The organism is Kitasatospora sp. NPDC085879 (assembly GCF_040686255.1).
Lineage (GTDB): Bacteria > Actinomycetota > Actinomycetes > Streptomycetales > Streptomycetaceae > Kitasatospora.
Genome location: NZ_JBFBJZ010000020.1, coordinates 81517 through 101241 on the forward strand (window position 1 = coordinate 81517; position 19725 = coordinate 101241).

The 19725-nt window shown below is 74.8% G+C and carries 12 protein-coding genes and 1 pseudogene; 9 read left to right on the plus strand and 4 right to left on the minus strand.

What is annotated here, in order from left to right; all coding sequences use genetic code 11:
• Positions 1–484 precede the first annotated feature (484 nt).
• Positions 485–2014, plus strand: coding sequence for a DUF4173 domain-containing protein (locus tag AB0P35_RS17545; RefSeq protein ID WP_363511538.1), 1530 nt, complete (start codon positions 485–487; stop codon positions 2012–2014).
• A gap of 94 nt (positions 2015–2108) precedes the next feature.
• Here AB0P35_RS17545 and AB0P35_RS17550 read toward each other — a convergent pair whose 3' ends face one another.
• Positions 2109–3650, minus strand: coding sequence for an MFS transporter (locus AB0P35_RS17550; RefSeq protein ID WP_363511610.1), 1542 nt, complete (start codon positions 3648–3650; stop codon positions 2109–2111).
• Between the two features lie 196 nt (positions 3651–3846).
• On the opposite strand from AB0P35_RS17550, the gene AB0P35_RS17555 reads away from it, so the two are divergent.
• From AB0P35_RS17555 to AB0P35_RS17565, 3 genes are all read left to right on the plus strand, one after another.
• A complete protein-coding gene (locus AB0P35_RS17555; RefSeq protein WP_363511540.1) occupies positions 3847–4611 on the plus strand; it encodes a TetR/AcrR family transcriptional regulator in 765 nt (254 codons plus the stop codon).
• 163 nt (positions 4612–4774) lie between these two features.
• A complete protein-coding gene (locus AB0P35_RS17560) occupies positions 4775–5458 on the plus strand; it encodes a ribonuclease HII (protein WP_363511542.1) in 684 nt (227 codons plus the stop codon).
• A gap of 409 nt (positions 5459–5867) precedes the next feature.
• Positions 5868–6206, plus strand: coding sequence for a hypothetical protein (locus AB0P35_RS17565; RefSeq protein WP_363511544.1), 339 nt, complete (start codon positions 5868–5870; stop codon positions 6204–6206).
• A 94-nt stretch (positions 6207–6300) separates the two neighbouring features.
• Here the strand turns inward: AB0P35_RS17565 and AB0P35_RS17570 are convergent, their stop codons facing one another.
• Complete coding sequence (locus AB0P35_RS17570) at positions 6301–6930, minus strand: hypothetical protein (protein WP_363511546.1); 630 nt, start codon at positions 6928–6930, stop codon at positions 6301–6303.
• A gap of 310 nt (positions 6931–7240) precedes the next feature.
• On the minus strand, positions 7241–9571 hold the full coding sequence (locus AB0P35_RS17575; protein WP_363511548.1) for a DEAD/DEAH box helicase: 2331 nt from the start codon (positions 9569–9571) through the stop codon (positions 7241–7243).
• A gap of 205 nt (positions 9572–9776) precedes the next feature.
• Between AB0P35_RS17575 and AB0P35_RS17580 the strand changes: the two genes are divergently transcribed.
• On the plus strand, positions 9777–11537 hold the full coding sequence (locus tag AB0P35_RS17580; RefSeq protein WP_363511550.1) for a DUF4192 family protein: 1761 nt from the start codon (positions 9777–9779) through the stop codon (positions 11535–11537).
• A gap of 34 nt (positions 11538–11571) precedes the next feature.
• On the opposite strand, the gene AB0P35_RS17585 is transcribed toward AB0P35_RS17580, so the two are convergent.
• Complete coding sequence (locus tag AB0P35_RS17585; protein WP_363511552.1) at positions 11572–12885, minus strand: alpha/beta fold hydrolase; 1314 nt, start codon at positions 12883–12885, stop codon at positions 11572–11574.
• Positions 12886–13939: 1054 nt separating this feature from the next.
• Here AB0P35_RS17585 and AB0P35_RS17590 point away from each other — a divergent pair.
• The 4 genes and pseudogenes from AB0P35_RS17590 (at position 13940) to AB0P35_RS17605 (ending at position 19642) form a co-directional block, all read left to right on the plus strand.
• Positions 13940–16102, plus strand: a complete 2163-nt coding sequence (locus AB0P35_RS17590; RefSeq protein WP_363511554.1) for a glycogen debranching N-terminal domain-containing protein — start codon at positions 13940–13942, stop codon at positions 16100–16102.
• A 215-nt stretch (positions 16103–16317) separates the two neighbouring features.
• Positions 16318–17049, plus strand: a pseudogene (locus AB0P35_RS17595) (NUDIX domain-containing protein); the annotation flags it as partial.
• A 281-nt stretch (positions 17050–17330) separates the two neighbouring features.
• Positions 17331–18746: an ATP-binding cassette domain-containing protein gene (locus AB0P35_RS17600; RefSeq protein ID WP_363511556.1), complete on the plus strand. Its 1416-nt coding sequence runs from the start codon at positions 17331–17333 to the stop codon at positions 18744–18746.
• Positions 18743–19642, plus strand: a complete 900-nt coding sequence (locus tag AB0P35_RS17605) for a hypothetical protein (protein WP_363511558.1) — start codon at positions 18743–18745, stop codon at positions 19640–19642. Before AB0P35_RS17600 ends, AB0P35_RS17605 begins: the two co-directional genes overlap by 4 nt.
• Positions 19643–19725: the final 83 nt, after the last annotated feature.

A 19725-nucleotide genomic window follows, 5' to 3' on the forward strand; every position in this document is an offset into this window, starting at 1 on the left:
CGGGGCCGGCGCTGACGCCGGGGCAGGGGTTGCTTCCGGGGCAGCCGCCAGGTCCGAGGCGGAGGCCTCGGAGGGGTCGGCTGGGACCGAGGCCGGGCGGGACTCCTCGGTGGGCGGTGGAGCGACCGGGGACGGGGGCTCGTCCGCGGACGGCGGCGATGGAGGTGTGGCGGCCGGCCGCGCCCGTGCCGAACTCCGGAAGGCCGGCCTGCTCGCAGCCGCCGAACCCGACGCCGCTGAACCCGATGCCGCCGGCGCCGTGCCCAGTTCCGGTGTCGCCGCCCCTAGTGGTGCAATGCCCGGTGGTGCAGCGACCGGTGGTGCCGCCCCCGCTGGTGGAGCAACCGCTACGGGAGCCGCGTCCGCCGCTCCCTCGGGGGCGCGCACGGGCTTCGCTCCTCCGGGCGGTGCGGCATCCCGGCAGCCGCCCGTCCCCGGTCCTCGGCCCGGCGCCTGGCCCGGTGCGGGCCCGGCCGGACCGGGGGTGTGGAAGCCGCCGGCACCGCCGCCGGACCCGGAGTGGATCGTCGCGACGGCGCCCGTCCGGCCCGCCCTGCCGGGGTTCCGGGTGCTGGCCGGCGGCCTGGCCTCCGGTCTGCTCGCCGCGGCCCTGCTGACCGAGGGGCTCGGCGTCAACGTGCTGCTGTGGGCCCTGATCGGCGCGGTCGCCGCCGGACTGGCCGCTGCCGCCGCAGGACGCCGGGTCCGGCCGTGGACGGTCGTGTGGACGGTCGCCGCCCTGGTGCTGCTGCTCGTACCGGCTCTGGTGGAGGCCTCCTGGCCGGTCGTCCTGGCGCTGCTCGCCGCCGCCGGTGCTGGCTCGCTGGCCCTGCACGGCGGCAAACGCTGGCCCGGCGTGCTGCTCGGCCCGATCGGCATCTGGCCGCACCTGATCCCCGGCCTCGGCTGGGCCCTCCTCTCGCTGCGCAACCGGCAGTACCCGGCCAGGGCCCGGGTGGTGTCCATCGTCAAGGCCGCAGGCGTGTCCCTGGCGCTGCTCGTGGTCTTCGGTGCCCTGTTCGCCAGCGCCGACGCCGCGGTGGCGGAGCTCCTCGGCGACCTCGCACCCAGCGTGGACACCGACGACCTGCCGATGCAGGTCCTGCTCTTCCTGGCCGGCCTGCTGGTCGCCCTGGCCGCAGCGCACACCGCAGCCGGGCCGCGCCGCTTCGACCGCCTCCCCGTCAAGCCGGGCCGTGCACGCGGACGGCTGGAGTGGGCGGTACCGCTGGTGGCCCTCAACCTGCTGTTCGGCGCGTTCGTGGCCGTCCAGGCCGTGGTCTTCGTCGGCGGCTACGAGTCGGTGATGCGCAAGCCCGGCATGATCCCGGCCGAGTACGCCCGACAGGGCTTCTGGCAACTGCTGATCGTCACCCTGCTGGTGCTGGTCGTGCTCGCCCTGGCCGGCCGGTGGGCGCCGCGGTCCACCCCGCGCGACCGGGCCATGGCCAAGACGCTGCTCGCACTGCTCTGCAGCCTGACGATGGTCGTGGTCGCCTCGGCGCTGTACCGGATGCACCGCTACGTGGACAACTTCGGTCTGACCCGCCTGCGGATCTCGGTGGCCACGGTGGAGATCTGGCTGGGCGTCGTCCTGCTGCTGGTGCTCGTCGGCGGCATCCTCGCGTCCAGCCGGTGGCTGCCGCGCGCCGTGGTGCTGAGCGCCGTCGCCACCACCGCGGTCTTCGGTCTGATCAGCCCGGACGCGATGATCGCCGAGCAGAACGTCCACCGCTACGAGCAGACCGGCAGGATCGACGTCGGCTACCTCCGGGACCTCTCCGCCGATGCCGTGCCCGCCCTGGACCGGTTGCCGCAGGACCAGCGCATCTGCGCCCTGCAGAAGATCGCCCAGGACCTCGGCGACGATCAACTTCCCTGGTACGCCACCAGTCTGGCCGAGGCCCGGGCCCGCGAGATCCTGCGGGACCGCCCGGTGCCGCTGATGAACGGCTCCTGCGGCAGGATCGGCGTTCGCCTGGGAAGCTCGTACTCGGGCGGCTACGAGTACTGACGGTCCGACCGCTCTCGGCGTGGGGTGCCGGGGGCGGTCCGACCGGGTCGCGGTGCGGTGGCAGGGCAGGCATGCCCCGCCACCGCACGGTGCGTCAGAGTGCCACGCCGGCCGCCCCTTCCGACGGCAGGTCGCTCGCCTTCGCCTTCACCACGAACAGCGCCACCAGCAGGGCGACCACGGCCAGCGACGCGCCCACGATGAACGCCTGGCCGATGCCGTGCGCCAGCGTCTCGCTGTAGGCGGCACTGCCCACCGGGAACTCGTGGGTCTTCTGGAAGTACTGCGCCTGCTCGGGAGTGGCGCTCTGCAGGAAGCCCGGCACCAGGTCGGTGGCCTTGGACTTGGCCGCGCTGCTGAACACCGTGGTGAGGATCGACAGACCCAGCGCGCCGCCGATCTGCTGCACCGAGTTGAGCAGACCGGAGGCCGCACCCGTCTCGTGGTTCGGCACACCGGACACCGCGATCAGCATCACCGGGACGAAGATCAGGCCCATGCCGAAGCCGAACACCACCGTCGGACCGAGGATGCCGTCCACATAGCCGCTGTCCGCCTTGAGCTGGGTCAGCCAGCCGAGGCCGACCGTGACCAGGGCGGCGCCGCCCGCCATGAAGACCTTCGGGCCGAGCTTCGCCTGGAACGCCGAGGCGATCTGGGCGGCCACGATGATCGCGGCGCTGATCGGCAGGAACGCCACACCGGCCTTGAGCGGGCTGTAGTGGATGACCGTCTGCGCGAAGATCGTGATGTAGAAGAAGATGCCGAACATCGCCGCGGCGAGGCAGAGCATCATGATCAGGCCGCCGGTGCGGTTGCGGTTCCGGAACAGGTGCAGCGGCGTGATCGGCTGCGCCGTCCGGCGCTCGATGACCGTGAAGGCGAGCACCAGCACCACGCCGACGGCGAAGGAGCCCAACGTGAGGGGGTCGCTCCAGCCGTCCGAGGCGGCCCGGATGAAGCCGTAGACCAGGGCGACCAGGCCGAACGTCGAGGTGAGGGCGCCGGGCAGGTCGAACCGGCCGTCCGTACGCTCCGACTCGTTGATGTACATCGGTGCGGCGATCGCGATGAGCACGGCGATCGGCACGTTGACGAAGAACACCCAGCGCCAGTCGAGGTATTCGGTGAGCAGACCGCCGGCCAGCAGGCCGATCGCGGCACCGGAGCCGGCGACGGCCGAGAAGACGCCGAAGGCGCGGTTGCGTTCGGGGCCCTCCTCGAAGTTGCTGGCGATCAGTGCGAAGGCGGTCGGTGAGCAGATGGCGCCGCCGAGGCCCTGCAGGGCGCGTGCGGCGAGCAGCATGGTCGAGTCCTGCGCGAAGCCGCCGAGCAGCGAGGCGAAGCCGAAGAGCAGGGTGCCGACGATGAAGACCCGGCGCCGGCCGAGGATGTCGCCGAGCCGGCCGCCGAGCAGGAGCAGGCCGCCGAAGGCCAGCGTGTAGGCGTTGATCACCCAGGAGAGGGTGGTGTCGGAGAAGCCGAGGTCGTTCTTGATGTGCGGCAGCGCGATGTTCACGATCGTCGCGTCCAGCACGACCATCAGCTGGGTCGCCGCGATGACGGCGAGGGTGATGCCCTTGCGCGGGGTGCGCCCCGCCTTCGGTGGTGCCGGTGTGCCGACGGTGTCGGAGATTGCCACTGAAATGCCCCCTGTTGATCCTGCACCGTGGGGTGGTGCCGGAGTACTGCGCCCGTGACGTGCGCGATTGTGCGACCGCGCACGGCCGGTGGCAGCGCACGGACACTGTGAAGGAACGGAGTCGTTCACTATCATGTGGACGATATCCGGTAGGGGATTGTGAACGCAAGCGTTCTCTAGGGTGGTGACGATGGATCAGTTGGTACGGCGTCAGACGTCGGTCGGACCGTCGGGCGCGGTGGTCGCCAGGTGCGCGCCACCGGCCCCCGTCGGCGTGACACGGGCCGTACCGCTGCAGGCCGGCGCGGACGCCCCGGAGGGGCCCGCCGAGCCGGTCGAGGACGAGCCGGAGCCGTCCGGCGGACCTGCGGCACCGGTCGCGGCCCGGCGGCGGGGCCGCGCCCTGGAGGCCGCGATCTTCGAGGCGACCCTCGAACTCCTCACGTCCGGCGGCTTCGCCCGGCTGACCATGGAGGGCGTCGCCGGCGCGGCGCAGACCGGCAAGGCCGCGCTCTACCGCCGCTGGACGTCCAAGGCGGATCTGGTCGTGCACGCCCTGGGGGCTACTCTGCCACCCCCCGTGGGCATCCCCGACCTCGGGTCGGTCCGCGCCGAGTTGGTGCAGCTCATGGCCGGGTTCGGCATGATCATGGGCTCGCCCGCGGGCACCGCCATCCGTGTCCTGATGGCCGAGCTCGACCACGAACAGGCGGTCGCCTTCAAGGACTTCCTCGACGACCGGGTCATGCGGCCGGCCAACGAGGCGCTCCTCGACATCCTCGGCCGCGGCGAGCGCCGCGGCGACGTCCGCCCCGGCGCGGCCACCCCGATCGTCGCCGACGTGGCCCCCGCGATGCTGTTCTACCGGGCCAAGGTCGGTGGGGGCGTGGTCGACGACGCCTTCTGCCGCGAGCTCGTCGACCAGGTGCTCATGCCGATGGTGCGCGCCCGGTAGTGCGCGCCCGGGCGCACAGTCCGTGAGGCCGCGGGGGCGCCGGAGCGTCCAGAGCGTCCGGGGTGTCGGGGGTGTCAGGGGCGTCCGGGGCGTCCGGGGCGTCCGGAGCGGTTCCGGCGGGGACGTAGGCTGGTGCTGCCGGCGCGACACGAATGGACCAGCCATGCCCTACGACCCCCCGACCCACTCGGTCGAGCGATCGCTGCGCCGGTCCGGAGCCGGCGTCGTCGTCGGGCTCGACGAGGTCGGACGCGGGGCCTGGGCCGGCCCGGTGACCGTCGGCGCCGCCGTCACCGGGCTGCGCCGCCCGCCGGAGGGCCTCACCGACTCCAAGCTGCTCACCGTGAAGCGCCGCGAGGCGCTCGCCCCGGTGCTCGCCGACTGGGTCACCGCCTACGCGCTGGGTCATGCCTCCCCGCAGGAGTGCGACGAACTCGGCATGACCGCCGCACTGCGACTGGCCGCCGAGCGCGCCCTGGCGGCGCTCCCGGTCCGGCCGGACGCCGTGATCCTCGACGGCAAGCACGACTACCTCGGCGGCCCCTGGCGGGTCCGCACGGTGATCAAGGGCGACCAGTCGTGTGTCTGTGTCTCCGCCGCGTCCGTCCTGGCCAAGGTGGAGCGGGACCGGATGATGGCTGAGCTCGGCGCCGACCACCCCGCGTACGGCTTCGAGGGCAACGCCGGATACCCCTCGCCGGTGCACCGCGCGGCGCTGGAGGAGTTCGGGCCGACCTCGGAGCACCGGCTGTCCTGGGCTTATCTCGACGCCCTGCCGCAGTGGCGCCACCTCAAGCGCGGCCGCCTCGCGGAACCCGTGGACGAGCAGCTCTCACTGGGTTTCTGACGGTTCGTCTGATCTTCCGACGGCTCGCCGGAGCCGCGTAAGGTGCCCAACAGGTGGGGCGCCCGTGCGCATCCGGCCGGCATTTGATAGACATCCGGGTATGCCTGTCTTCCCCGAGGAGCCGGAGATTCACGAGAGTATCCCGGGCCCCGGCGTTCCCTTCCCCCACAAGTCGGACGCATCCAGCCCCCGTACGCCTTCCGCCAACCCCGCCGCTTCGGGCCTCGTGCCCGGTCCGCGACCCGCGCCGCCCCGTCCGGCGCCTCCCCGCCCGGCCTCGTCCGGAGTCGGCGCCACCCCGGGGCCGCGCCCCGGTCCGAAGCCCGCCGCGGGCCCCCGCCGTTCGTCCCCCACCGTCCGGCTCGTTCCCGCCGGTCCGCAGGCCGCACTCGAGTGCGCCGACGAGACGGTGGACCAGCTGCTCGAGTCCGGCCGCCCTCCCGGCGACATCCTGGTGCTGACGGTCGGCGAGTCCCACCCGTGGCAGCAGCACGAGCTGTCCTTCGGCGAGGAGCGCTACTGGGCGCAGCTCGCCGAGGCCGGTGACGTGTTCTACGCGGACGCCGCCACCGGTCGTCCGCTCCGCCGAGACGTGGTGGTGCTGGTGGCGAACGCCTCCGGCTCCAACCGCATCGCCGGCGCCGCGGTGCGCGCCGCCGAGCGTGCGGGCTCGCTACTGGTGGTCTGCGGCGGCACCGAGGCCGTCGCATCGCTGTTCCCGGGTGCGGACCGGCCGGTCCCGGCCTGAGCCGTCGCTGTCCGAGCCGTCGCGGTGCCGCCCGCCTTTCCGGCGGGCGGCACCGCGAACGGTCCGTGTACAGCCGTGCCGTGTGAGGGCGCGGTCAGTGCGAGGCTGCGGGGCGCAGTGCTGTCACCGCCGCGACGGGGGAGACCCGTCCGGTCTGCCGGGCCGGCTTCCGCTCATGGCGGGGAGGCAGCTCGGTGACGGTGTGCAGCGGCCCGTCGGCCCATGATCCGGAGTGCGGGTTGCGGCCGCGCCGCCCGTCCCCGAGCGAGTGCCACCCGGCCGGTGTCAGCGTGATGTACGAGCCGCAGCGCAGTCCGTGCAACTCGGCGGCGTCGCGCAGTGCCCACATCCATGCACCGTCCTGGGGTACCCACTCGGGCGAGCCGTCCCGGCAGCGCAGCAGGACCGCGGTGCGGACGGGGGTGGCCAGCCGGAGGTCGTGCGGGATCACCTGCCGGAGGTGTGCCAGGATCGCGTTGCGATGCTGCCACCCGTCGGTGAGGTGCTGCCGGGTGGCGAAGGACGCGGAGGCGACCAGTTGGTGCCTGGCGTCCAGCACGGCGACGACCGTGGTGCCCGGTTGCGGCAGGTGCCGCTGGTGCAGCTCGCGGACGAAGTCGCGCGGGGCTCGCAGCAGCGGTACGCCGGCCTCTGACCAGGCCTTGGGGTCGATACTCCGTCTGGCGGTGGAAGGATCCTGACCGTGGTCTCTGCGGTTGATCACGATCCTCCTTCCGGCCCGCTGGCACGGCGGTGACGTGGGTACGCCGAATACCGGGTCTTGCGACCAGGTGTGGGGTACGGCTCCAATTCTCCCGTCAGATCGGTCCGAGCGGCAATGATGAAATGCCGACCGCCGCCCGAAATTCAGTGTTCTGCCGGATATATTCCGTCTCTCCGGTGCGGCCATTCGCCTGACGGTCGTCCGACGAGTGGTCGAAGTCCGGTTTGCCCCTCGGTGTCCTTGCGGTGAACGGTACTCCTCGTCGGTCCGAGGAGGCGGTGACCGGTGATCGTGGGCCCGCGCGTGAAGGTCAGGCCTGGAGGGCGAGGACCAGGGGCAGCACACCCGTCGCACCGGCGCGCCGCAGCAGCCGGGAGGCGACCGTGACCGTCCAGCCCGAGTCGACCAGGTCGTCCACCAGCAGCACCGGGCCGCCCGTCGAGCCGAGCGTCGCGCCCAGTTCCTCCGGGACGACCAGCGTGCCCGCCAGCGAGTGCAGCCGCTGCGCGCTGTTGGACCGCGGGCCGTGCGGCGGGCGACCCGCCGCGTACTCGATCCGGCCGAGCAGCGGCAGCCGACCCACCGTCGCGATCCGCGCGCCGAGGCTCTCTACCAACTGGGGCCGCGTCGAGGACGACATCGTGACCACGCCGACCGGCCGGGCCAGCCGTCCGCCGTCCGGGCCCTCCGGCCCGGCCCAGCCGCCGGGGCCGCGCGCCCAGTCGGCGAGGACGCTGACGAGCGCGTCCACCACCTCGGGCGGGACGGGGCCGTCCGGCGCCGACTCGGCGAGCAGGGAGCGCAGCCGGGTGCCCCAGCCGATGTCGGAGAGCCGACCGAGTGCCCGGCCGGTCTCCGCCTGTTCCCCGGCGGGAATGCGGCCCTTGAGCTGCACCCCCAGCGCGTCCATCCCGGTCGGCCACAGCCTGCGCGGCTCGAACTCGACGCCGGGCCGGCCGAGCGCGGCCCGGGCTGCGGCCAGGGCCTCCGCCGACACCTCCGGGCCGTGGGCGGGGCCGACGCAGTTGTCGCACCGCCCGCAGGGCGCTGCCTCCGGGTCGTCGAGCTGCCGCCGCAGGAACTCCATCCGGCAGCCGCCGGAGGCCGCGTACTCCCGCATGGCCTGCTGCTCGGCCTCCCGGGCGGCGGCGACCTTCGCGTAGCGCGGCGCGTCGTAGGCCCAGGCCTGGCCAGTCGCCTCCCAGCCGCCGCGGACCTTGCGGACCGCGCCGTCGACGTCGAGCACCTTGAGCATGGTCTCCAGCCGGTTCCGCCGGAGGTCCACCCGGGCCTCCAGGGCCGCGGTGGACAGCGGGCGGTCCGCCTCGGCGAGCGCGTCGATCGTCCGGCGGACCTGCTCCTCCGGCGGGAAGCCCAGTGAGGCGAAGTACCGCCAGATCGCCTCGTCCTCCCGGCCGGGCAGCAGCAGCACCTCGGCCCGGTCGACTCCGCGGCCGGCCCGCCCGACCTGCTGGTAGTAGGCGATCGGTGAGCCGGGGGAGCCCACGTGCACCACGAAGCCCAGATCGGGCTTGTCGAAGCCCATGCCGAGGGCGGACGTCGCCACCAGGGCCTTGACCCGGTTGGCCAGCAGATCCGCCTCGGCGCTGCGGCGTTCGGCGTCCTCCGTCCGGCCGGAGTACGAGGCCACCGGGTAGCCGCGGGAGCGCAGGAACGCCGTCACCTCGTCCGCCGCGGCCACGGTGAGGGTGTAGACGATGCCGGAGCCCGGCAGCTCGGCCAGGTGGTCGGCCAGCCACGCCAGGCGGTGCGCCGGATCGGGCAGTGCGAGCACACCGAGGCTGAGGCTCTCCCGGTCCAGCGGACCGCGCAGCACGAGCGCCGTGCGGTCGACACCCGGGCCGTCGGCACCCTCGGGGGCACCGGTGCCCAACTGCTCCGCCACGTCGGCGGTGACGCGGGCGTTGGCCGTCGCCGTGGTGGCGAGCACCGGCACACCGGGGGCGAGGTCGGCCAGCATGGTGCGCAGCCGGCGGTAGTCCGGCCGGAAGTCGTGGCCCCAGTCGGAGATGCAGTGTGCCTCGTCGACCACGAGCAGACCGGTGGAGGCGGCCAGCTTCGGCAGCACCTGGTCGCGGAAGTCGGGGTTGTTCAGCCGCTCCGGGCTGACCAACAGGATGTCGACGGCCCCGGCCGCGACCTCGGCCTGGATCTCGTCCCACTCCTGCGGGTTGGCGGAGTTGATCGTCCGGGCGTGGATGCCCGCCCGGGAGGCAGAATCCACCTGGTTGCGCATCAGTGCCAGCAGCGGCGAGACGATCACGGTGGGACCGACGCCGCCCGAGCGCAGCAGGGCGGTGGCGATGAAGTAGACGGCCGACTTGCCCCAGCCGGTGCGCTGCACCACCAGTGCCCTTCGGCGGTCGACGACCAGGGCCTCGATGGCCCGCCACTGGTCCTCGCGCAGCACGGCGGACGGCCCGGCGAGCTCGCGCAGCACGGCCTCGGCCCGCTCTCGGACCGCGGCGCGGTCCTGACCGCGGACACCTCCGTCGCCGGTCGTGTCCGCCCGGTCGGCGGCGTGGCCGACCGTGCCTGGGCCGCCGGTGCCGCCGGAGCGGTTCGCCGCGGTGGGCACGTCCGTGGGCTCGGATTCGGGGCGGATGCTGCGCTCGTCCATGGCTTCATGCATACCGCGTGCGACCGACAATGGGCCAATGCGGCGCCGGGCCTGTGGATAACGTGTCATCAGATCGGTTGACAGGAAGGTCAATACCTCCGGAACGGCGAAAATTCCCGGGAAGTGGTCCGCCCGCAACAATCCGGAATCCGGAGTTATCCACAGGCTGCGCGCAGCGGGCAGAAAAGACGGCACGCTTCGGGCCATGAACCACGACGAGCACCGCACTCCGCCCGCCGCGCCCTTCCCGGGCGGGCCGGCCGCCCTCCTGCCCATGCCGATGCGCGGCCCGGCCGACATGGCCGAGATGCTGCCCTACCTGCTGGGGTTCTTCCCCGACGACAGCATCGTCGCCGTCGGCCTGCAGGGCCCCTCGCTCCAACAGGGCGGGGTGGTCCGGGTCGACATCCCCGACAACCCCGCCCAGTGGGGGCCGGTGGCCCACGACACCGCGGCCCTGCTGCTGGAACTCTCCGAGAAGCGCGACCGCCGACCGGACCAGGTCCTGCTCTACCTCGTGCGGGATCCCGCCGGCCCCACTGAGCCCGTCGGTGTCGGTGAGCCCGCAGGTGCCACCGCACCCGCACATCCGGTCGGTCCTTCCGATTCCGCCGATTCCGCCGGTCCGGCCGATCCCGCCGAGGCGAAGAGCGGCGCACCGCCGAGCGGCGCGGCACGCCCGGTCGAGTCGTTGCGCCCGCTCGCCGACAGCCTCGCGGCCGCTTTCCGTGAGGCCGGGGTGGCCGTGAAGGAGTCGCTCTGCGTCTCCGGTGGCCGCTGGTGGTCCTTCCTGTGCAGCCGCCCCGGCTGCTGCGACCCCACCGGGACACCGGTCCGACCGGCCCACCGGCCGAGCGCGATCGCCGCGGCGGCGGCCTTCGCAGGTCTGGCCCCGCGCGGCAGCCGGCGGTCCATGGTGGCCGGGCTGGCCCCGGTCGGGCCGCCGACCGCGGACATCCAGCGCCAGGAGATCGAACGGGCCGGGCCCGGCTTCCTCCGCGAGCTCGCCTCGGGCCGAGCGGCCGCGGTCGAACGGACGGGCACCCTCATCACGGAGGTGATGGCCGAGTTCCGCGACGGCGCACGGGAAGTCGACCCCCAGCGGGTCGCCCGGCTGCTGCTCGGCCTGCAGGACAAGCTGGGCCGCGACCGCGGAGCCGAGTTCGCCGAGCCGGACGAGTTGGCCGTCGCCCAGCGCGTGTGGCGGTTCCTCGTCCAGCGCTGCGTCAGCCCGTTCGAACACCTCGCCGCGCCGCCGCTCACCCTGCTCGCCTGGACGGCCTGGATCGCCGGCGACACCGCCACCGCCCGGATCATGCTGTCGCGGGCGCTGGAGGTGGACTCGCGCTACACCCTGGCCCACCTGCTGTACGAGTCGATCAACGGCGGCCTCGCACCGGAGCGGCTCCTGGAGAGTGTCCGCGACCAGCGCGCCGGCCGCATCGCCGCCCGGCCCCGGGGCTCCCGGCCCACGGCGACCTCCGGCGGCGTCGGGCGGGACCTCGCGCCCCAGGGGCCGGCCCTTGCTCCCGCACCTGCCGCACCCGCGGCGGAGCCGTCGGCGCCGCCCACCACGGCGGAGAGCAGGGGAACTCCGGAATCGCCCCCCGCGGCCACCGGGCCGACGAATGACGCGGTCGGCGAGCCGCCTCCCGGCCAGGGCGCGGGCGGCTCGGACGAGGGCGGCCAAGGCGAGGGCGACTCGAACGGCGGAGGCCAGGGCGGCCGGGCTCCTGGGCGGCCTCCCGCCCCGGGCAGGGCCACCCTGCGCGATCACCGCACGGTCGGTCGCGGTGGCGCCTCGGCACCCCGGCCTGCGGCCCCCGGCACCCCCGCGGGCACCAGGCCGCGGTCGACGCTGCCCCGCCCGGTCGGGCCGACCCGCGGCACGCCGGGGCCGGGCGCCCGGCAGGTCCACGACCGTACGGCCGGCCCACTGCGCGCTCATCGGCCGGGCGATGGCTGAGATGCTCCGCCGCCCTGGCAGGGTCGCCCCGCTGCTACGCCTCGCCGCGCGCCATCCGGACCAGGCGGTCGAGCACCACTCGGCCGCTCACCCGGAGCGCGTCGTGCTCCCACTCGTTGGTCAGCCAGAAGCGCAGGTTGCCCACGGTCTGAGCGGTCTCCAGCGAGTCGGCGGTGTCCACGTACATGTCGTCGAAGTACACGGCCGCGAACACCGGCACCTCGTTGGCGGCCAGCCGCTCGGGGGAGTACAGGTCGGGCCAGTCGCGGCGCTCCGCGAGCAGCTGCGCCGTCTCGCGCAGCGGCTGCAGCGCCGGGTCGGTCTCGAACATCCAGGGGTAGATCATCTCGCCGGTGAGCAGGACCGGGGCGTCCGTTCCCAGGGCGGCCTCGGCGTCGAAGGCCGGGAACTCCTTGCGGACGCGCTCGGCGGCCCACCCGGTGCCCGCCGGGTCCACCGAGCGCTGGCCGTAGATCGACTCGTGCAGGACGGCGTACATCGGGTTCTGCGCGAAGGAGAGCTGGGCCTGGGCTTCGGCGAGGAAGGTGTCGGACAGCTCCGGGCCGTCCTCGCCCTCCACCCAGGCCTCCTCCAGCAGGTAGTGCAGCGCGCCCGAGCCCGATCCGCCACCGAGCATCAGGCCCAGTGCCTGGAAGGCCCGCACGGTCAGCAGACCACCGCTCGGCAGCTGGGCAGGCCGCTGCGTGAGGTGCGCCGCGATCCGGCGGACGGCGGCCACGTCCTGCGGGTAGCGGGCGTAGTGCGCCGCGTTCTTCGCCGCCACTCGCGGGTAGGCCGCCCGGTAGACGTCGTCCGCCGAGGCACGCAGGCCGGCCAGACCGCCGGTGACGAACGCCTCCCGCAGCCCCTCCGGGGCCAGCGACAGATAGGTCAGCGTGCAGAAACCGCCGAAGCTCTGGCCGAGGAGGCTCCACTTGCCCTCGTCGCCGAGCAGCAGACGGCGGATCAGCTCGGCGTCCCGAACGATCGAGTCGGCCCGGAAGTGAGCCAGGTAGTCGGCCTGCTCGGCCGGTCCGCCGCGGCGGACCAGGGTCTGCCGATTGGCCGGCGTGGAGCGTCCGGTGCCGCGCTGGTCCAGGAGCAGCACCCGGTAGTCGTCGAGGGCGCGGTTCAGCCAGTCGTCGCGTCCCAGCGGCCGCCCGGCCTTGCCGCCCGGCCCGCCCTGCAGGTAGAGCAGCCACGGCAGGTCGTCGTGCTCCCGGCCGGACGCCACGACCTCCCGGGCGTAGACCTCGATGCGCTCGCCCTCCGGCCGCTGGTGGTCGAGCGGCACCCGGAAGACGTGGTCCGTGGTGACGATTCCGGGCAGTCGGCCGACGGTGGACATGGAGCTCCTCGGTACGTGCTGGTCGCAGGCGCGATGCGACGCGCGTCAACCATGTTCCGGGTGCGGGCGCCGCCGAACCGCACCGTATCCTGGCGGCGGACAGGAGCCGATAGGGGAGGGCCATCGACGTGGCCGCGCCGCCGTCGGCAGCCGGGCCGGACAGCGTCGATGGGGGCGACGTGGCCGGTCGGAGGGTCGCACCTCGCCTGCGCGCCATTGCCGCCGCGCCGGTCGGCGTGACCTGTGGCAGGTGCAGGACGTTCACCCAGGGGGCGCGGGCGGCACTGTCCGCCCGCAGGCCCTGCACCGAGTCGATGCGCACCGCACCACCACCGGTGCGCTCACGCCCGCACGGGCGGCCCGTCCGGGCAGAGAGCACCGCCGGACACGGCCGCACCGGAAGCGGCACGGCCCGACCTGCTCCCACCGATCCACCTGCCGCACCGGCAGAGCAGCACAGACCGCGAACGAGCATGCTCGCGGTCGACCGGCCCAGCAGCAGCCGGCCGACCGAGGGGAGGAGAGTCCGGTGACCGTCTCCAGGCCACCAGAGCCGGCCGCACCGCCGCCACCGGCCGATGCGCCGACCCCGGCGCCCGGCACAGCCCCGGCAGCTTCGGCCGCCTCGGCGCCGACGGTGCCGCCGGTGCCCTTGGCCTCCCCGATGCCGGCCCAGCCATCGGTGCCACCGCTCCCTCCCCTTCCCTCCGCGCCACCCGCCGGGCTACCGCCCCACGGGCGGTCGAGCGCCGTCCCCGTGCCCCCGGCACCGCAGAGCGCCGCCATGCCGTCCGCACCACCTGGACCACCCGGACCCACGGCGCCACCCGCACCTGCCGCACCGCCCGCCCCGGCGACGCCCCCAAGGCACGGCGCGCCCGTTGCTGGTGCGGCCACCGGCACACCCGCCGTCGGCCACCCCGGCGGCAGACCGCCGATGGGCCCCCCGCCTACCCGGACCTCTCCTCACGGAGTCCCGGTCCCTCCGTCCACCCAGACCCCGCCGTACGGGGTTCCCACACAGCCCTACGGGGTTCCCACACCGCCCTCCGGCGTGCCGACCCCGTCCCACGGGGCCGGGACGCCGCCGTACGGGGTACCGCTGCCGCCCACCGGTGGTCCGGTCGGCGCCCCCGGCGGCCAGCCCAGGCCGCCGGCACCGCCCCGCGCACAGACCGCCGCCGCCGCGCACGACCTGCTCCTCTGCGTGGCGGCACCGGCCATGGCCGCGTCCGGCGGGGACGGCCAGCTGCGGGGCCAGGGGCTGCAGGGCTTCTACCGCTCCGGCGTCCGCACCCTGGCCCGCATGGAGCTCCGGCTCGGCGGCATCGAGCCGATGCCCCTCCAGGGCGCGCTCACCTCGGCCGCCGAGGCCCGCTTCGTCGGCAGCGTCCGCATCCCCGGCGACCCCGATCCCGACCCGGCGCTCACCGTGGAGCGGCTGCGCCATGCGGACGGGACGGAAACGGTCACCGTCCGCAACGCCGGCGGCCGGCCCGCCCGCCTTCCGCTGGAGATCACGTTCGGCACCGATCTCGGCCTGCTCGGCGAGATCGCCGCCGGTCAGCGCAGCGCCGACCTGCCGAGCCAGGTGCAGTCGGCCGGTCTGCGCTGGGCCGGCCTCGGCCGCAGCGCAACGGTGTCGGCGCGGCCCACCCCGCACGCCGTACTGGCCGGCGCGGGCGTGCTCCGCTGGGATTTGGAGGTGCAGCCGGGCGCACGCTGGTCGGTCGATCTGCAGACCGCCCTGGAGAGCTACCCGTCCGCGGGCCGCCCGCCCACGGGACGCGGCCAGGGTGTCCCGCTTCCCTGGTCCGAGCCGGAGATCCGCAGCGACGACGCCCGAGCGCAGCGCCTGGTCCCTGCCTCACTCGATGCGCTGGGCGCCCTGCTGCTCGCGGACGCGGACCGTCCGACCGACCTGTACGCCGCCTCCGGCGCGCCGTGGCGGTTCGGTCTCACCGCAGCCGACGCCCTGTGGGCCGCCCGCTGGACACTGCCGTTCGGCACCCGGCTGGCCGCGGGGACACTGCGCGCCCTGGCGCGCCGTCAGCAAGCCGGCCGCCAGCCCGGTCCAGGCGCCGCGCCGCCGACCGGCGGCCCGGCCGTGGGCCCGCAGGAAGGGTTGATCCCCGGCCCGATGCGGCACGGCGGTCCCGAACTGCCGCCGATCTGCACCACCACCGAGGCCACCCTGCTGTTCGTCACCGTTCTGGCGGAGGCCTGGCGTTGGGGTCTGCCGAGAGCCGAGGTGATAGAGCTCCTGCCGGCGGTCGAGCGCGCCCTGGCGGCGCTCCGCGCCTCCGTGGCCGAGGGCCCGGACGGACCGGAGGGATTCGTCGTCGACCTCAGCCGCGCCCCCGAGGATCGGTCGAGCCGTTCCGCGGTGGCCCGCTGCGAGGTACAGGCGCAGGCGTACCGCGCGGCCCTGCACGGCGCGGAACTGCTCGCGGCCTTCGCCCGGCCCGGCGCGGCCGAGTGGCTGAGCTGGGCGGCGGCGCTCCGGGAACGCTTCCGGGAGCGGTTCTGGATCGACGACCTGGCGGGCGGCCGACCCGCGGCGGCCCTGCTCGGCGGCGGCCGGACGGTCCCGGCGGTCGCCTCCTCCCTGGTACACCTGCTCGACGTCGGCCTCTCCCGCGAGGGCAGGCTGCACGAGGGCCTGCTCGACCGGGAGCAGACCAGGCTTCTCGCCCAGCGCCTCACCACTCAGGAACTGGACTGCGGGTGGGGTCTGCGGACGCTCAGCGCCAAGTCGCCCCGGTTCAACCCGCTGGGCCACCGCAGCGGCGCCGTTCGGGTGCACGAGACAACGCTCGCAGTGGGCGGCCTCGCCGACGCGGGCTTCGAACGCGAGGCGGATCTGCTGCTGGAGGGCCTGCTGGGTGCTGCCGAGCACTTCGACGGCCGGCTGCCCGAGATGTACGCGGGCGAGCAGCGGGTGACGGGCTGCCCACCGGTGCCCCACCCCGCGGCCTGTCGGCCGGCGGCACTGTCCGCGGCGGCCGGTGTCCACCTCGTGCTGGCGATGGCCGGAATCCGGCCGGACGTGCCCGGCGGCAGGGTGGTGGTGCGCCCCGCCTCCAGCACGCCGCTGGGCGAACTGCAGCTCACCGGACTGCGGGTGGCGGGCGAGCCGTTCTCCGCCCGGGTCAGCCGGATCGGTGTGGCCGTCGTCGAGGAGGCCCCACCCCAGCTGCAGCTCGGCGCGGGCTGACGCGCCCGTCGGGCCGTCACCCCACCATCACCCCAACGCCGCACCACGCCGCACCACGCCGCCCAACCCCGCACCGCACCGCGCCGGACCGGCCCCTCCTCCGGCGCGGTGCCGCGGCCGATGACGGGCCGCACCCGGCCGGCCGACCGGCCCGGGTCTGTAGGCACTCTGTGTTTATCGTCAGAGAGACGACTATCATCATCGCCATGACGCGCTATGACCCGTCGGCCTTCCCCCCGTTCGCCGTCACCGTCGACCTGGTGGTTCTGACGGTCCGGGACCACGAGCTGTGCGCGCTGCTGGTCCGACGGGGCGAGCCGCCGTTCCAGGGGTACTGGGCCCTGCCCGGCGGCTTCGTGCGCCCGGACGAGGGTCTCGCCGAGGCGGCCTCCCGCGAACTCGCGGAGGAGACCGGCCTCCGGGCGTCCGCGCCCGGCCAGTCCGCGGCCGGCGTGCACCTGGAGCAGCTCGCGACCTACGGGCACCCGCAGCGGGACCCACGCATGCGCGTGGTCAGCGTCGCCCACCTCGTCCTGGCGCCCGACCTGCCCACCCCGCGTCCTGGCGGCGACGCCAGCAGCGCGCGCTGGGCCCCCGTTCACGAACTGCTGAACGACGGTCCCGCGGACGGCGTCCCGCTGGCCTTCGACCACGGCCAGATCCTCGGCGACGGCGTCGAACGCGCCCGCTCAAAGATCGAGTACTCCTCGCTGGCGACCGCCTTCTGCCCGCCCGAGTTCACGGTCGGGGAGCTGCGCCGCGTCTACGAGGCGGTGTGGGGCGTGGTGCTCGACCCGCGGAACTTCCACCGCAAGGTCACCGGCACCCCCGGCTTCCTGCTCCCGTCCGGCGGTACGACGACCCGGCAGGGTGGCCGCCCCGCCCAACTGTTCACCGCCGGTGGCGCGACCGTCCTCAACCCGCCGATGCTCCGCCCCGAGGCCTGACCGCCCGAGGCCTGACCGACCCGCGAGCACGGCCCACGATCCAGGCCCAGGGCCGGGACCCCGGCCTGCACGCCTCGCTCCGAACCCGCACTGACGATCGGTCAGCAGCCCCATCCCGTCACCTGATCGAGTGGGGTCGGCAGGCGCGCTCCCCACTGGCATCCGCAATGCCCGGATTCCTCCCCGCCGGGGCCTAGTGTGCTGGCGCGGGCACGCGGAGCGCCGCGCTCCCCACGGCCGGCGCCACCCGGTCGGCCGAGGCATGGGAGCAGCAGGCAGCGATGATCCAGATCACCGGACTGACCAAGGTCCACCGGCGGAACGGACCGCCGGCGCTGCTGGACCTGACCTTCGACACCCGTCCGGGCACGGTCACCGCCCTGCTCGGCGACGAGGGCGCGGGCAAGACCACTGCGATCCGCCTCATGGTCGAACTCGAACGCGGCCGCGGCGCGGCCCTGTTCGACGGCCGCACCTACCGCAGGCTGCACCGCCCCGAGACCTTGGTCGGCCTGCTGCCGGACACCGGAGCCGCCTGTCCCGGCCACCCCGGACGGAGGGCGGCCGACCATCTGCGGATGCTCGCCGCCGCGATCGGCGTACCGCCGCGCCGCGCCGACGACCTGCTGGAGCAGACCCGGCTCGCCGGAGTCGCCGGCCACCGGCTGCGCACCTTCTCCCCGGGCATGAACCGGCGGCTCGCCCTGGCCACGGCACTGCTCGGTGATCCCCGGGCGCTGCTGCTGGACGCCCCGACGGCCGGCCTCTCACCGCGCGGCACCGAGTGGCTGCACTCCTTCCTCCGCTCCTTCGCCGCCGCGGGCGGCACGGTGCTGCTCACCACCCGCTCCCCGCAGGAGGCCGGCGCACTCGCCGACCGGGTGATCACCCTGGTGCGGGGACGCCAGGCGGCCGATCAGGGTGCGGCGGAATTCCGCGGCACCCGGCTCCGTCCCGAGGTGGTGGTCCGCGGCCCTCAGATGGCCCGGCTCGCCGACCTGCTCCTCGCCCGGGGCGCACGGGTCCGCCCGGACGGCCGGTCGGCCATCGCGGTCGGCGGCCTCGTCCGCGCCGAGATCGGCGAACTCGCCCACCGGCACGGCATCCTGCTCCACGAGCTCGCGGACCGGGCGGTCGGACGGCCGCTGCCGCACCCCGTCCTGCCCGCCGGCTCCGGCCGCTCGGGCGAGGTCGTCCGGCTGCACCGCACCCCGTTCCCGCACACCCCGATGCCGCATGCCCCGGCACCTCCTTCCCCTGCGGACGGCGTGCCGACGACCGCCCGGCACCGTCCGGGCGGACTGCCCACCGTCGGCGCCCCGACCGTCGGCTCCCGCACCACCCCACTGCGGTCCGTGCCGGCACCGTCCCCGTTCGCGCCTGTGCCTGCGGCCACGCCGACCCGGTCCGGCCGGCCACCCGAGGAGGATCCGCCGACCAGGCCACTCCCTCCCGTGGTCGCCTCCTCCCCGGTCCCGTCCGTCCCGTCCGTCCCGCAGGTGCGGCCGGAGCCCGGCCTCCCCGCACGGACGGCGCCCGGCACACACCCGAACCCCGACCCGAGTCGTAGCCCCGAGCCGGACCTGCTCCCCGACCGGAGCTGTAGCCCCCGCATGGGCACAGACCCCGAGTCGGGCCCGAACCCGCCCTCCCGCCCGTCGGCCGACGGGGAGTACCACCGGAGCGAGGCCCCGTGAACGCACCGCCGTACCACGCACTGCCGTACCACGCGCTGTCGTACGAGGTACGGCGCCTGCGCGGCCTGCGGTCGACCTGGCTGATCGCGGCCGCCGTCCTGCTCGCGGGCGCGGCGGTGGCCGCCGTCACGGTCCGGCAGCAACCGGAGGGCCCGCTGTCGGCGGCGGCCGCGCTGCGGGCGGTCGCCGCCGTCGTCCCGGTCCTGCCGCTGCCGGTGGCGGCGCTCGGGGCGTGCCTGCTCGGCGCGCTCTCGTACGCGCACGAGGCCGTCCACCCCGGGCTGCCGGCCTCCCGGGTCACGCTGTCGCGTCGGGTGGCGCTGCTGCTGGCCAAGTTGCTGGTGCTCGCCGGAGCCGTACTGCTGCTGACCGCCGCCGTCGTCGTCGTGAATGCCGCAGTGGTGTGGCTGGCCCTGCCCGCGGGCGTGGACGCCGGCGCACTTCTCCCGCACGCGACCCCGGCCGGCGACGCACTCCAGGCGGTCCGCACCGCCCAGGCCCTGCACACGGCCGCCGCGGCCGCCCGCCCGCTGGGGCTGTTCGCCGCCCTGGTGGTGCTGGCCGCGTGGGTCGGCCTGGTCGCCACCTCCCTGGTGCGGCAGGCGACGGCCGGTCTGGTGCTGGTAGGGGCGCTCGCCGTGCCGGGGGAGCTCTTCGCGGGCCTGCTGCTGCGCCGGACGGGCCCCGGTGGGCCTGCCCTGCTGCCTGCCGTCCGGGACCTGGAGACGCTGCTGCCGCTGCACAGCGGGCTGGAGCGGCTGCATGTCCGCGACGGGCGGGCCGTGGCCGACGTCCTGCAGCTGCCGCTCCCGTTGCTGCTCGCGCTGCTGCTGGTGCCGCCCGCGCTGGGGCTGGGGGCGGCCGTCGCCGTCCAGCTCAGGCGTCGTGAGCTGTGAGGATCCGTCCTCCGCCGGCCGGCGGAGGTGCAACAGGAGGTGTCCAAGTGATCGGAAGTGGACGGTCTGCCTGATAAGAAGTC

Bases quoted from the DNA above. Each gene is read 5' to 3' on its own strand.
- AB0P35_RS17555 (WP_363511540.1), top strand. From the start codon at position 3,847: ATGGATCAGTTGGTACGGCGTCAGACGTCGGTCGGACCGTCGGGCGCG.
- AB0P35_RS17575 (WP_363511548.1), bottom strand. From the start codon at position 9,571: ATGGACGAGCGCAGCATCCGCCCCGAATCCGAGCCCACGGACGTGCCC.
- AB0P35_RS17560 (WP_363511542.1), top strand. From the start codon at position 4,775: ATGCCCTACGACCCCCCGACCCACTCGGTCGAGCGATCGCTGCGCCGG.
- AB0P35_RS17600 (WP_363511556.1), top strand. From the start codon at position 17,331: ATGATCCAGATCACCGGACTGACCAAGGTCCACCGGCGGAACGGACCG.
- AB0P35_RS17580 (WP_363511550.1), top strand. From the start codon at position 9,777: ATGAACCACGACGAGCACCGCACTCCGCCCGCCGCGCCCTTCCCGGGC.
- AB0P35_RS17585 (WP_363511552.1), bottom strand. From the start codon at position 12,885: ATGTCCACCGTCGGCCGACTGCCCGGAATCGTCACCACGGACCACGTC.